Here is a 13,215-nt window from a genome sequence, read left to right on the forward strand (position 1 = left end):
TCCACACTCCATCCACAGACCTCTGCCGTGATCCTGGAAATTGAGGGCACCCCCGAAACCACAATCCGCTTTGATATCAACGGCCGCAAAAATTCCCGCACAATAGGGGAATTGATGGCCGCCGGATTTTCAGGTCATATGAAGCCTTACCACAGCCAGGCATTTAAGGTGCATACCGCGGTCAGCGCATCTCAGTATACGGTGGAGAAAACCTTTACGGATGTCAATGGCGCAGCAGGCGATTTTTACCACATGGAGGTTTCGCAGCTCAATGGGCACTGGGCCTATGTAACTCCGGTCTGGTTCCAGTAAAATAAATAATGCCCCCAATGCCTGGAAAGAACCAACGGAAAGTGCTAAATTCCCCTCCCTTTTTTGCTGTTTTAATGCTATCATACAATCATACAGGAGGGAACCATACTATGACCAAACCATACAACATTTTTATCGAGGGAATTCCAGGCAGCGGCAAATCGACCCTGTTAGACACCCTGTCCCGGCACTTTACAGACTACCGTGTATATCGGGAGGGCGACATCTCCCCTGTCGAGCTGGCCTGGTGCGCTTATATGAGCGAAGATGCATACCGGCAGTCCCTCCTCGATCTGGCGGATATGCGCGGCGAGGTAGAACGTAACACCATAAAAGAAGGGGTTCAATACATCGTTCCCTATACGAAAATAAAAACCGACAATTTCCACTTTTACGAATACATGGAGAAATTCGAAATCTATGGCGGGAGAAAGGATCCTTCCGAATTTCGGGAAATCATCCTGCGGAGATTCCGGGATTTCCACTCAAACGGCAATGTATTTGAATGTTCGTTTTTTCAGAATATCATCGAGGAACTCATGCTGTATGCAATGTTCAGCGATCAGCAGATTATAGATTTTTACGTAGACCTGGCGGCGCTGCTGGATTTATCCGCGTTTAAGCTGATCCGTCTCGTTTCGCCGGACATCAGGCAGTGTATCCAGACCATCAAAGAAGAGCGGGTCAATCCGGAAGGCGAAGAAGTCTGGTATCTCATGATGATCGATTATTTAAGCCGTTCCCCCTATGGAGCAGCGCATCAGATTCAGGACTTTGAAGGCATGGTCAGCCATTTTAAACGCAGAATCGCGCTGGAAAGCGAAGTTATGAAGCTTCTGCCTGCAGGATGCTGCTTTGATATCGAAAGCAAACACTATGATACGGCGGATTTGCTGCGCATTTTCTGATCCGGGTCTGCTGGAGCTGCTTCATCAGCACTCTGTTACAGAAATTGAAATCATTGGAATAGATGGCTGCTGCTGTGTGGCCTCCAGTGCCGTAGATGCCTGTAAATCAGGCTTTCACGTAACTCTTCCCTGCGAATTCATCGGCGTACGAAATATGGCAAAGTTTGAAGAAAAAAAAGAAACCCATATTCTACTTCCCTTACTCTGGAAAACGAGAAAAACGCAGGGTTCCCCGCGGACTGCCCTGCGCGTCTACTCTCCCGCAGATTATTATTTTAGAAAAAACAACCGGAAAAGTGAAATAGATAGTTTCCTGGAACGGCCCTGACTGTCCCCTTCCGAAATGTCTCACAGTTACATTATATATTTACCAGCTTCGAAGCGGCTCCGTTTGTAACCATATTCTCAATTTACAGGAATCCTTTCTGTAATACAATGGGGTGTGTAGAATTTTGTCGAATCTTTGCGAATTTTGTCGAAAGTGTTTTTCCCCTCACTCTGCACGAAAAGAAATGTGATCCGTTCTCCCGCTGCGGCGCTTTTCATCCGCATCAATCCACTCATCCAGGGTGAGCGGTATATAATCCGAAAACATACAGAAGCAGTTGATCATCTGACACGGAACGGAAAGCGGCGGGCCGCCGTGGCAGTCCGGCCGTTCTGCGCGCCTGGTCTCATCCTGATACCGGTTCACCAGCGCTTCGTCAAAGGTATCATGTACGTGGCCGTACAGCATATAGGTCCTGGGCCGCCCAACCTCGTCCTTCCGGTACTGACCGTTGTAACAGATCATGGGGTAATGGCTTAAGATCACCTTTCTCTTATTATCCCGGAGTTCCGCATAAGGCTTCACCCACTCCAGGCGGCTTCTGTCAAACTGTCTGTCCGTCAGATACGAATCGTGATTCCCTTCAATCAGGCAGATCCGACCTCTCAGCTGACGCAGAATCCCGTTGGTTTCCTCGCCGGCACCGAGGGACAGATCTCCCAGCACGACCACCTCATCCTTGTCCCGTATCCTGCTGTTCCACTGGTGAATCATATGGGCGTTCATCTCAGCAGCATTTGAAAATCCCCGGTGATCCATCTGGTAATTTAAGTTTTCATGGTAAAAATGCAGATCGGATATATAATACCGCATAACTACGCCCTCCTTCCTGTTCCTGCTTATTTAAGTAAATTATACCCGATCCGCTGCCATTTCACAACCCGCACATAATAGAAAGGAGATGGCCCGGCTGCGTTTCTCAACGCATCCGGACCATCTCCTCAAACTGCCGTGCTTTCTCCAGGAAATCTTCCCGGCGCAGTTTTCCCCCTGCCATCAGCCAGGTATAGTCATAGTAATTAGGCAGAATCTCCAGTCCCATCATTTCCTTGGCAAATGCGTGAGCCGCGATCTCGCTGCACCGCAGGATTCCCGCCTGCCGCCTGCGCCCAAAGAGTTTTACAAGCTGCACCGGTTCCAAATAGTCAGAGACAAATCCATGGCTGTAGTAAGGCTGTGTTCTGTCATCCTTTATCTCACGCTGTGATACCCAGATAATGAAAGCATGATGGACGGCCAGCGCCTCCTCTTCTCCGATTACATAATCGCAGCTGTGCTTTGCCAGCTCCGCGATGGACTGCTTATACATGAGGACCTTTGCGCTTCCGTCCTTCCCATATTCGCTCTGGGCCCGGAAGGAGACACCGTAGTTTTCCCCGCTGGCCTCCTGATAAATGATCTCGATTCCCGCTTCCTCATACAGCGCGAAGATGCCGCCCGCGCCCTTTACTTTTTCGGCGGCTTCCCGCCCGAGGCGCAGAGGTTCTTCCACGTAATAGCGGTACTTATCTTCCGGTATTCTTCCGAACAGCAGGTCGTTGCTGAGTTCAAACATGCCCAGGACTTCATCCGATATCATTTCCGAGCCCCCTTCTTTACTATTTATATGCGACTGCAATCAGTTCTTCGCCGTCCTCCAGCCCTTCAATCTCCACATCCAGGATGGAATTTAACTGTTCCGCGCTCTGCATTCCCGTCAAATCCAGCATCTTCTCCCGATAGAAGATGAATACCTTTGGGATGGTGGCGTTGGCGTCGGAGAAGGTGGTATTGGCATCCAGAAATTCCGCGAACACGTCACCCTTTCTGGCCTTGGCAAATTTTAAGTAAGCCGCTTTTTCCTTCTTAAGCCTTACCACGCCTTCCCGGTCAATGACACAGAGGCGGCGGCTCTTCTGGCTGAATACGCCGAGGAATTTCTTCTTTAATACAGACTCATAGACGTTCCAGCGGCCCGATGAGGCCACACAGTTGGTGTCTTCCGGCGGCGTTCCCAGCGCTTCCGCCGAGATCTCCCTAAGCTGCTCCGGCTTTAGATCCGCGGCCGCCAGGTCCTTCTGCCGCAGCTCCGTGGCGCCTGTCGCTATGGCCCGCAGAATATTTTTCTGTGCGTCCACCTCGATGGTTACATCCACGGTTGCCTCGTTGGCGCCGGATTTCACGATCTTCTCGATGATATCGCGGCGCATTTTCTTGATATCGTCATCTGTGGGATTGGCGATGGTTCTCTCCATCTGTTCCCGGACCATGGCCAGCGCCACGCCGATGGTGGAGATATATGGTGCGTTCTTCGCTATTTTCCACTTTACATTCATGCGTTCTGCCAGAGAATGGACGATTACCGCGCCGGAGCCGCCGCCTCCCACCAGGGTTACAAACCTGGTATCCAGCTCATACTCATCGATCAGCTCTTCCACGACCGCCGCCAGCTTATCCATGGCAAGATCCATGGTCTGTCTGGCCGCCTCTTCTCCGGTGCATCCCAGATACGTCCCCAGCGCGTCCCAGGCAGCTTTCGTCGTCTGTGTACTGCCGCTCGCGTAGTCGCCCTCCGGAATGTAACCCAGCAGGTTGGCAGCTCCGGCCAGCGTCAGGGAATACTCCCTTCCGGCCGGGTTCTTCACCAGCACATACTCCTTCGGGTCGTCCTTTCTGGGGCTGACAAACAGCACCTCCGATCCGTCCAGTTCGCCGTCCCTCTGGAAACACTCGTACTCTTTCCCGGCGATATGAGCCGAACGCGGGCCGATATCCGCTATTTTTCCGCCGTTTACGCGCACCATGGAGCCGCCCGCCACGCCCAGTGTCCGGACGTCAAGTGACTGCAGATACGTCTTATGGCCGCCCACCTGGGCGTATTTGATCATGACTTTTCCATTCTTAATTACGGAGATATCCACGCTGGTTCCGCCTGCCTCGAAAAAGATTCCGTCTGAAATCTTTTCATACATCAGCGCTCCCGCCACGCCGGCCGCCAGACCGGAAAGCATGGTGAGAATCGGACGTTTCCGCACCTCATTGATGCTCATGACACCACCGTCGCAGCGCATAATCATCAGTCCGGACTGAATCTTCGTATCCACTACGGCCCGCTCCGTCATGTTGGCGGTCTCCATCATCTTCGGAATCAGGGATGCGTTGACCACAGCCGTCCTGGTCCTCATCTTCAGACCGTAGAGCTGGGATATCTCATGGCCGCCGGTACAGTAAAGGCCCTGATTTTCGGCATTTTCCTGTACCCGCAGTTCATTTTCAGGATTATCCACGCTGTAAGCCTCGGAAGCGACTATGACCTCCGCACCCGCGCCGCGCACCTCGTCGATGGCGGCCTGAATGGTTGAATCATTCACTGATTTAGAGTCGATAAACGTATGGCTCGTCTTTAAGAATTTACCCGGAGCCAGTTCGATGTCACCTACATTTGTCTCATTTCTGGCGCCTCTTGAGTCCATGCCGGTTCCCATGCTGATGATGCCAACATTTGCTACGTCTCCCTCCAGCAGCGCGTTGGTGGCCTGTGTCGTGCCATGGGCGATGAAAACCACATCCTCCGGTGCGATTCCAAGCTCCTCCATCAGCTGGCTGATGAGCGCCACTACGCCTGCCGCCACGCCTTCCTCATGGGTGGTCGGAATCTTCTTCTTCGCAATCACTTCATACGTACTGCTGTCAATGACGACTGCGTCCGTGAAGGTTCCTCCCACATCAATTCCTATCCTTACTTTCTTACTCATAATTGTCAAACTCTCCTCTTCCTCAAAAGCACGCCTGCACGGTATGGGCATTATAATACGATAAAGCTTGCAACGATCAGGCCCGCAAGTGTGGAAACTGCGATCCAAAGAATCGTCTTCTTTAAATAATCATTGACATCCGTCTTCGTAAAATCAGAAATCCATACGTTGTGTGAGTTGGTCGGATCACAGACAGCCTGAACGTTGGAGTCCAGTCTCAGTGCAACCATGGCTGCAACCGGGTTCATGCCGCAGGAAGCCAGCAGAGCCACGATACCGGAGCCGAGTCCCCATACGTTTAACGGTCCGCGGTAGATAGCTAACGGGGACAGAAGGCCGAATACCAGTACAAACATAATCGCGCTTGACGGGATAATTGCTTTGATTACCGGCTCTAAGACAGCGGCGACCTCAGGAGCCATAACTGCTTTTAAAACCATACCGATACCAATCATCAGGCCGCAGGCGCCTGCCGTCTCCTGGATTCCTTCTACGAAGGAGCTGGATACGACGTGAACGGCATTTTTCGGTGTTGCAAGAATCAGAGTTGCCACGATGCCGATTAAAATAGCGGCTACTAATGGAAGCTTAAATGCGAATACGAGAACAACAGGGATCAGCGGGGAAATCAGTGCGATCGAGCGGACATTTTTATCACCGCCCATATCGGAAGCCGGCATTGCCCATGCCTTTCTCTTCTTGCCGCCGGATTTCACCATCACGTATACCATGATGACGGCTACTACGATCAGCGGAGCCGCGCAGAGGAAGGAATACTGTGTAACGGTCTCCAGCGGAAGTCCCAAAGTATCGATGTAAACACCCAGCGTTCCGACGGAAAATGTAACGCCGACGCCGTTGCCCAGCAGCAGGATCGTTCCTGCAACCAGTGGGCTTAAGCCAGCGCTGATCATAATCGGAACAATGATGGTTCCAACCAGAATGAACATACCCAGACCGTTGGAAGCCGCGAAAATAACAGAAGTTACGATTAAAAATGCATATGCGATCGGAAGCGGTTTATCTCCCGCCATCTCAGCTGCTTTCCGGATAATGGTATTGGTAATGCCCACACGGCTCAATACCTTTCCGAAGAAACCGCCGAAGAACAGTCCGGCAATCGCCGTACTCATACGCATGGCGCCTGCTTCCAGAACGTCCTTTGCAATGCTGAACTCTCCGCCCATAAACGGAATTCCTGCAATCAGTGCTATGCCAACGGCCATGATCGGCAGAGCCAGAATGGTCGGCAGCTTTCTTGTCATCATTAAGACTACCATTAAAACAAATAACCCCAGTATTCCAATAACTTGAATTGTCATCTGAAAAATCCTCCTTATTCATTACATTTTTAACATGTTTTTTTATTTTCCATTACTTTTCTTACAGATCCAGATATGCGCCCTGTTCCTTCAATCGTTTTTGCAGCTCATTTCTGCTGACTTTGGAGACATCTCCATCCCCTTTGGCAGCCAGGGCCGCCGCCACTCCTGCCGCGTGTCCCAATGCTCCGGCTGTCGGCGTCGTCCGAATAGCAGCCTGCGCCTCAAAGGAAGCGGAAATGCACCGCCCTGCTGTCAGTAAGTTATTAATCTCCTCGCAGTACAGCGTCTCATACGGAATGCTGTAGTACGTTCCCTTTTCCGAGAGGAAGCGACTGTCCGTCCCCACGCCCTTAGGATTGTGAATGTCGATGGGATAAGCGGAATGGGCGATGACGCTGTCAAAGCTTCTCCGCTCCAGAATATCTTCCGCTGTCAGAGTATACTTACCGGAAAGCTGTCTGGATCCCCGCACGCCCACCCGGGGGCCGGTAAATTCCAGAACCGCATTCTGAAAGCCCGGAACGTGTCTGCGAAGGAACCGGTCCAGCTGTCTGCACTGGCGTCTTCCCGTCACCTCCGCGTCGCTTAAGCTGGCCGCGTTTACGGCGTCGTGGTCGATGATTCTTGTGGTGTTCACGATATACTCTCTCGGACGGTCCGTCTCGAAACAGAGTACATCCTCCCGCCGGATCTCCAGTTCCCCTCTCTCCCGGGCCTCCCGGAACTCATCCTGGAACCCGCAGAATGAAAAACGGCTTACGGTATCCATCAGCTCCTCATTCCCCTGATGGCGGGAGAAATCGGCGATATGCATTCTGATATGCTCCTTGATCGCTTCCGTGTCCACATTCAAATACTTCATGTTCATAGTCATGGGCTGGGCAGCGCCGTCGGATTCTCTTCCCTTTGTCATGGGCGCCCCCGCAAACGCGGCCACATCGCCGTCGCCGGTTCCGTCTATGTATACCCTGGCCGATACGCTGTGGATACCGTCCTTATTGCACACGGTGAGGGACTCGATCTTCCCCTCCCCGCATACCGCGGCTCCGATAAACGTATGGAACAGAACCGTGCATCCCGCCTCCGCCGTCATCTCATCGAGCACCACCTTGAGGCCTTCCGAATTGAATGGTGTCAGGTAGCTGATGTACTGCATCGTGTCATAAATATGGCCTGTGGAATATCCGTCGGTTTTCAGCCGCTCTACGATCTCCTCCATGATGCCGCGTATCACCTGCTTTTCGCCTGCGTGAAACGTCATCATGGGTCCAACGCCGCATCCGGTCAGCGCCCCGCCCAGATACGCGCCCTCTTCAAGAATCAGGACATCCGCTCCCAGACGGCCGGCCGCGATGGCAGCCACAGTACCGGAGACCCCTCCGCCAGCTACAATCACATCGTACTGTTTGTCATAGCCAAACTCCTTCATACTTTCTCCTTTCCTGTAATCATAACAGCAGTTCTGAAAGTGATTTTCATTACAAATCACTTTTTTCATTTACCTTCGGTCTATTTTGTGCATATTTGTCATAATATCGTCGGCTCCGCTGTTATTTTTATGGTTTTATACTACCATCATTTTCATTAGCTGTCAATATATTTGATTTATATTTTCATTACCAATCATTATTTGCAAATATTTTGCAAATATGGTATACTGTAATAACGAAAAAAGGAGGATTTTATGGTATCGACCGTTATTTCTAAAATCATCTCCATGCAGCCCAACTTCACTGTGAGCGAGAACGCGATCAGCCAGTACGTTATAGGTCACGCCGAACAGATTCTTACCACGACAATCACCGCTCTGGCGGATGAAACCGGCACTTCAGAGGCCAGCATCAACCGGTTCTGCAAAAAGCTGGGATATAAAGGATTCAATGGATTAAAGATCGCATTGGCCCAGGAAAGTTTCTACAATAACATGGTACAGGAGACGCCCTCCTCCGGCGGGAACTTTATCGCCTCCGTCACCTCCGACTACCGGAGCATGTTAAATAACACGGCGGCCCTCCTGGACGAAAGCACGGTATTTAAGGCCGCGGAAATGATCAAAAATGCTAAAAATATAAACTTATACGCCCTGGCCAACACCACATTCGCCGCCAGGGAGTTCCGTTACAAGCTGGAGCTTGCAGGTATCCGTGCAAAAGAGTACACCGATCCCTTAAGCATCAGTCTCCAGGTCACCAATACTTCGCCCGGTGACTTATCCATCTTCATTGCGCGCAGCATTATGATGAAGGATATCTATCAGGCGGCCAACGCTTCCATCGACCGCGGCGGGAAGAACCTGACCATCACCAGCGTGGATTCCCCGAAGCTGAACGATATCGCGGATTACAAATTCATCGTGTCGGACAAGCTGATCGCTAATAACACCACGGCGCTTTCCGATAATCTGATGTATCTCTATGTGACGGATATCATCTACAGCGCCCTCCTAAAAAGTGACAAGGCGCTGAGACAGAAGAAGCTGAACAGCGACGCGCTGATCAATAACAGCCAGACGATGGATTCTTATGTGTTTGAATACTAGCGCGTGTTTGAATATCAAAGCGTGTTTGAAAATTCAATCCCGCCATCTGCACGCAAAAAATGGCAGCGTAAGCAAAAACTCACTGCCCTGTCTTATAACAAAATGGTTTCCGGAGCCTGTCACTCTGGAAACCATTTTTATATTTCACTTGATATTAAGCCTGTATAAAGCCTTCTTCCGCCAATCCGCGACAAACGATATACACGTGCATCTAATAGCCAAATAAAAATCTCATAAAATCAATGCACCAGTGAAAGGCCACCGCCGATCGAAGTCCTTTCTTCTTCATAAGAACAGCCATCGGCAGCCCAAAAATCAGGCATGTAGTAATAAAAAGAAACAGCGCTGACGCGGGTGACTCAAGAATCGCATCCGGAAGATGAATCAGACTATGCGGTATTACCATGAGAATGCAGCTGTAAACTGTATAGGCACACTCCGACATACGTTCTTTTAAATAGAACGAGCAAAAACCAAGAACAGCAAAACGAAAAATTATCTCTTCTGATATGCCAGGATTCAGTGCCTCCACCGCAGCATTCAGAGGGGATATAAACTGAATCCCTCCCTGCAATACAAAATAAGCAGTGTTAACGGCTGCAAATGGCAATGCCAGACACAGTCCCAGACAAATCTGTTTCAAATACGTCTTAAAATCGAAACGAGAAACCTCTTCTCTCCCAGCGCACTTAGAAAAATAAGCGCATCCGCCATAATAGCAAATGATGACCGGTAATGCCGTCGAAACCGCAGTGGTAAAATTCACGTTGAGCAGAATGGAAAAGTAACAAATACCTCCCAAGATAAACGCAGTTATCACCCTGGAAATGCTAAAGTACCGTGTTTTCACGATTCCAATGACAGCAAGAATGCAAACACCGCATTCAGCCCACCCCCATATCCTTGTTGTATAATTACTGTTATTTAAAGGCAATTTAAAATTAATCATATATGCCGCGGCAAAAACAATAACAATGCACCAGAATAGCAGATGCCCCGTAAAACTGTCTTTTCCCTTACTTTTCATATCAGCCCCCAGTTCTAAAATTGTATTCCTGTCTAAAGTGCCTTCATAAACTTATATGTAAATTCCACCGCCCGGCAGGTCAGCGCTTCGCATCTGTGAGGCGGATCATCTGGTGAAAATCCGCCCGGACGCAGATCGAAGCATGTCAGGGATCCGAACTCGCCGGAAAAGGCTTCCGCAAACCGGTAACAGGCGGAAACAATCCGCTCCTCCTCCCAGCCAAGCCCATTTAAATAAACTCCGGCAAACATGAGACTGCCTTCCACCAGACCGCACTGCGCCCGATAACCGCCTGCGCCGTGAAGGCCGACGGCGGCGTTCAGCGTCTGTGGCTCATACGTCACTCCGAACAGCTCGCCCAGGCAGAGCAGCATGGTTCTGGCACAGTTGACATTGCAGTCCCAGTACAATTCATGGACCTTTTTCTCAATAAACGCATTCATAACGCAATCTCCTCCGTCTGCTTTGACCATCTCTCATTTCTCTCCTTACGCCGCCCGATAAAACGTCTTCCATTTCCCGCTCCGATACCGTCCCACAAAACAGATCACACGAACCACCCAGTCCAGGATCATGGCGCACCACACGCCTACGGCTCCCAGCCCGAGGCCGACGGCCAGCAGATAACCGGCTCCCAGCCTCACGATCACCATGGACAGGATGGAGATGCACATGGGGAATTTGACATCGTTTGCCGCCCGCAGAACATTCGTCAGGGTAAATGACGCCGGCCACAGAATGATGGCACATCCATCATGGATCAGCACCAGCACCGCCGCCAGCTTAAGGGTTTCCTCCGAAAGGCCGTACAGCTTCATGGTGAGCGGCATGGTAAGAATCACGCCCAGGCAGCAGAGTCCGCTGATGAGATACGTGAGCTTCATCATTTTCTTAGTGTAATATTCCGCCTGCTCGAAATCGCCAGCACCCACACAACGGCCGATCACTGTGATCATGGCCAGATTCATGGCCTGTCCCGGAAGCACTCCCATTCCATCCAGGTTGTTGGCGACCGCGTTGGCCGCGATCTGTGTCGTGCCAAAGATGGCGATGATGCTGACGACCAGTACGCGTCCCAGTTGGAAGATGCTGTTCTCAATTCCGCCCGGAATTCCGATATGAAGGATCTTTCCGATCATTCCGCTGTTCCAGCGAAGCCGTCCGAAGCTGACATGAATCTCCAGCCCCGTATTGTGCAGGCGGATAACCAGAATGACACACGCCGTCATACGGCTGATCAGCGAAGCCAGCGCCGCGCCTGCCACGCCCCAGTGGAATCCAAATATAAACAGAATATCTCCCGCCACATTGATGATATTCATGACGATGGACGCCTGCATGGAAATCCTGGAATTTCCCATGGACCGAAACAGCGCCGCGCAGGAATTATAAATCGCCAGAAACGGATAGGAAAGCGCCGACAGTATCAGATAGATCAGCGCGTTGTTCATCACGTCATCCGCAATCCCGCCGTACAAAAGCCTCAGAAGTCCGTGCCGGAACAAAATCGCCCCCACCATGATCGCAATGGAGATAAGCCCCGTGATCATCATCAGCTGATCCGCCGCCTCACACGCCCGCTTCCGGTTTTTCTGTCCCAGAAACTGTGATGACACCACCGCGCCGCCGGTGGAAACCGCCGCGAACACATTGATCAGCAGGTTGTTGATCATATCCACCAGGGATACTCCCGATGTGGCCGCCTCGCCTGCGCTGGAGACCATCATCGTGTCCACCATGCCCACGGTCACCGCCAGAATCTGCTCCACAATGAGCGGCGCAATCAGGCGTTTCAAATCGCTGTTTGTAAATAAGTACTGTTTCTGCCGGCCTGGCTCTGAAACGCCTCCCATGCGCTCCGGAGTGGACTCTTTTCTGGCCATACTGCCTGTCATACTCTCTTCCTCTGTCTTCCTGATGTAATCTTCTTTCTCTTATCTCTTATTTTTTATTTCTTATGCAGAACCGCCATGGCCGCATAATGCAGCACCTCAAACTCCGGCGGCACAATCCGGTTCAGCAGGTCTCTGTGTTCCTGATCGAAGCATTCTGTCTCCTCAGTGGTAAGGGAGGCGCCGATCCCCCGGCATGCCCTGATTCTCCCATTCCAGCTCTCTCTCGTAAAGGGAACGGACACATCGAACATCGTCTGCTCACCGATGGTGAAGTACTCCTCATAAATTTCGGGGATTTCAATTGGATGCCGTCTTTCCCTGCATCCGGTCCATTTCGGATTGTATTTAAGGACCAGTTCTTCGCTCTTTCCAGCCACTTCGTCCTCAAACGGAAGCCACGCCATATAAAGAATCACAAATGTTCCGCTCTCCTTTAAGATGCGTTGAATCAACGGCGCCAGTTCTTCGTGCTTAAAGTAGAAGAAGCACTGACAGGCGGTCACCACATCGAAGGCACCGTCCGAAAATCCGGCTTTCTCAGCCGGAATACACTGGAACTGTATATTCATGCGTCCCTCTTCCGCCAGCTTCTTCGCCTGCCCGATCTGATTCTCCGAAATGTCGATACCGGTAAAATCCGCTCCGTACTGATACAGGTTCCGCGGAAGGACTCCCGTGCCCGTCCCAAGGTCCAGGACCTTCTGCCCGGCCTGGCACAGCCCCAGATCCAGAATCTTCTGATAAAATTCTTGGGGATAAATGTCTCTGTATTTCGCATAATCAGCCGATGCCCGGCCCCAGTCAAACACTTTGCCATGATCGATTTCCGTATTCCTCATCCCATTTCCTCCATTTCTGATAGGCCTGCATCTGCTTCCGGTTCTGCCTCTGCTCCTGGCTCTGCCTCTGCTCCTGCCTCTGCTCCTGGTCCTGCCGCTGCTCCTGGTCCTACCGCTGCTCCTGGTCCTACCGCTGCTCCTGGTCCTGCCGCTTCCACTACGTCTACCTATCAGGCTACTCCATACTTGATTTTCCGTCAAGAAGCATTTTAACGAATCTTCCTTGCTTCCTGCTTCGTATTATGGTAAATTAACAGCACATGGCCTCCATGGCCATGGATAATCCTGTTATGAAAGGAGGCGCGGGC

At 51.1% G+C, this 13,215-nt stretch carries 12 protein-coding genes and 1 pseudogene; 4 read left to right on the plus strand and 9 right to left on the minus strand.

The genetic code is table 11. From position 1 onward, the window contains the following. From ACLTD4_RS18810 to ACLTD4_RS18820, 3 genes and pseudogenes are all read left to right on the plus strand, one after another. A pseudogene (locus tag ACLTD4_RS18810) lies at positions 1 to 312 on the plus strand (hypothetical protein); the annotation flags it as partial. A 110-nt stretch (positions 313 to 422) separates the two neighbouring features. Then, on the plus strand, positions 423 to 1,220 hold the full coding sequence (locus ACLTD4_RS18815) for a hypothetical protein (RefSeq protein WP_117621142.1): 798 nt from the start codon (positions 423 to 425) through the stop codon (positions 1,218 to 1,220). Next, positions 1,189 to 1,548 carry an isochorismatase family protein gene (locus tag ACLTD4_RS18820; protein ID WP_055654531.1) on the plus strand — a complete coding sequence of 120 codons (360 nt, stop codon included), beginning with the start codon at positions 1,189 to 1,191 and terminating at the stop codon, positions 1,546 to 1,548. Before ACLTD4_RS18815 ends, ACLTD4_RS18820 begins: the two co-directional genes overlap by 32 nt. Positions 1,549 to 1,713: 165 nt before the next feature. Here ACLTD4_RS18820 and ACLTD4_RS18825 read toward each other — a convergent pair whose 3' ends face one another. The 5 genes from ACLTD4_RS18825 to ACLTD4_RS18845 form a co-directional block, all read right to left on the minus strand. Beyond that, complete coding sequence (locus ACLTD4_RS18825) at positions 1,714 to 2,361, minus strand: metallophosphoesterase (protein WP_117621143.1); 648 nt, start codon at positions 2,359 to 2,361, stop codon at positions 1,714 to 1,716. Between the two features lie 106 nt (positions 2,362 to 2,467). Next, positions 2,468 to 3,127 carry a hypothetical protein gene (locus ACLTD4_RS18830; protein WP_412331471.1) on the minus strand — a complete coding sequence of 220 codons (660 nt, stop codon included), beginning with the start codon at positions 3,125 to 3,127 and terminating at the stop codon, positions 2,468 to 2,470. A gap of 19 nt (positions 3,128 to 3,146) precedes the next feature. Next, the gene (locus ACLTD4_RS18835; RefSeq protein ID WP_181988567.1) at positions 3,147 to 5,282 is read right to left on the minus strand and encodes a hydantoinase/oxoprolinase family protein; all 2,136 of its coding nucleotides are present in this window, start codon (positions 5,280 to 5,282) and stop codon (positions 3,147 to 3,149) included. Between the two features lie 50 nt (positions 5,283 to 5,332). Further along, the gene (locus ACLTD4_RS18840) at positions 5,333 to 6,604 is read right to left on the minus strand and encodes a hypothetical protein (RefSeq protein WP_002601857.1); all 1,272 of its coding nucleotides are present in this window, start codon (positions 6,602 to 6,604) and stop codon (positions 5,333 to 5,335) included. Between the two features lie 61 nt (positions 6,605 to 6,665). Beyond that, the gene (locus tag ACLTD4_RS18845; RefSeq protein ID WP_117621144.1) at positions 6,666 to 8,036 is read right to left on the minus strand and encodes an FAD-dependent oxidoreductase; all 1,371 of its coding nucleotides are present in this window, start codon (positions 8,034 to 8,036) and stop codon (positions 6,666 to 6,668) included. A 255-nt stretch (positions 8,037 to 8,291) separates the two neighbouring features. Here ACLTD4_RS18845 and ACLTD4_RS18850 point away from each other — a divergent pair, with 255 nt between their 5' ends. Continuing rightward, positions 8,292 to 9,146, plus strand: a complete 855-nt coding sequence (locus ACLTD4_RS18850; protein WP_025529127.1) for a MurR/RpiR family transcriptional regulator — start codon at positions 8,292 to 8,294, stop codon at positions 9,144 to 9,146. 211 nt (positions 9,147 to 9,357) lie between these two features. Here the strand turns inward: ACLTD4_RS18850 and ACLTD4_RS18855 are convergent, their stop codons facing one another. The 4 genes from ACLTD4_RS18855 to ACLTD4_RS18870 all read right to left on the minus strand — a co-directional run bounded on the left by ACLTD4_RS18855 (position 9,358) and on the right by ACLTD4_RS18870 (position 12,907). Beyond that, positions 9,358 to 10,173: a type II CAAX prenyl endopeptidase Rce1 family protein gene (locus tag ACLTD4_RS18855; RefSeq protein WP_117621146.1), complete on the minus strand. Its 816-nt coding sequence runs from the start codon at positions 10,171 to 10,173 to the stop codon at positions 9,358 to 9,360. A 32-nt stretch (positions 10,174 to 10,205) separates the two neighbouring features. Further along, a complete protein-coding gene (locus ACLTD4_RS18860) occupies positions 10,206 to 10,616 on the minus strand; it encodes a C-GCAxxG-C-C family protein (protein WP_055654521.1) in 411 nt (136 codons plus the stop codon). Positions 10,617 to 10,661: 45 nt separating this feature from the next. Continuing rightward, complete coding sequence (locus tag ACLTD4_RS18865) at positions 10,662 to 12,026, minus strand: MATE family efflux transporter (protein ID WP_117621212.1); 1,365 nt, start codon at positions 12,024 to 12,026, stop codon at positions 10,662 to 10,664. A 95-nt stretch (positions 12,027 to 12,121) separates the two neighbouring features. Further along, a complete protein-coding gene (locus ACLTD4_RS18870; RefSeq protein ID WP_117621147.1) occupies positions 12,122 to 12,907 on the minus strand; it encodes a class I SAM-dependent methyltransferase in 786 nt (261 codons plus the stop codon). Between the last annotated feature and the right edge of the window lie 308 nt (positions 12,908 to 13,215).

It is taken from the genome of Hungatella sp., from assembly GCF_046966825.1.

What these genes read in the sequence shown, in the direction of transcription:
- ACLTD4_RS18815 (WP_117621142.1), top strand. Translation starts at nt 423, where the DNA reads ATGACCAAACCATACAACATTTTTATCGAGGGAATTCCAGGCAGCGGC.
- ACLTD4_RS18820 (WP_055654531.1), top strand. Translation starts at nt 1,189, where the DNA reads ATGATACGGCGGATTTGCTGCGCATTTTCTGATCCGGGTCTGCTGGAG.
- ACLTD4_RS18825 (WP_117621143.1), bottom strand. Translation starts at nt 2,361, where the DNA reads ATGCGGTATTATATATCCGATCTGCATTTTTACCATGAAAACTTAAAT.
- ACLTD4_RS18830 (WP_412331471.1), bottom strand. Translation starts at nt 3,127, where the DNA reads ATGATATCGGATGAAGTCCTGGGCATGTTTGAACTCAGCAACGACCTG.
- ACLTD4_RS18835 (WP_181988567.1), bottom strand. Translation starts at nt 5,282, where the DNA reads ATGAGTAAGAAAGTAAGGATAGGAATTGATGTGGGAGGAACCTTCACG.
- ACLTD4_RS18840 (WP_002601857.1), bottom strand. Translation starts at nt 6,604, where the DNA reads ATGACAATTCAAGTTATTGGAATACTGGGGTTATTTGTTTTAATGGTA.
- ACLTD4_RS18845 (WP_117621144.1), bottom strand. Translation starts at nt 8,036, where the DNA reads ATGAAGGAGTTTGGCTATGACAAACAGTACGATGTGATTGTAGCTGGC.
- ACLTD4_RS18850 (WP_025529127.1), top strand. Translation starts at nt 8,292, where the DNA reads ATGGTATCGACCGTTATTTCTAAAATCATCTCCATGCAGCCCAACTTC.
- ACLTD4_RS18855 (WP_117621146.1), bottom strand. Translation starts at nt 10,173, where the DNA reads ATGAAAAGTAAGGGAAAAGACAGTTTTACGGGGCATCTGCTATTCTGG.
- ACLTD4_RS18860 (WP_055654521.1), bottom strand. Translation starts at nt 10,616, where the DNA reads ATGAATGCGTTTATTGAGAAAAAGGTCCATGAATTGTACTGGGACTGC.
- ACLTD4_RS18865 (WP_117621212.1), bottom strand. Translation starts at nt 12,026, where the DNA reads ATGGGAGGCGTTTCAGAGCCAGGCCGGCAGAAACAGTACTTATTTACA.
- ACLTD4_RS18870 (WP_117621147.1), bottom strand. Translation starts at nt 12,907, where the DNA reads ATGAGGAATACGGAAATCGATCATGGCAAAGTGTTTGACTGGGGCCGG.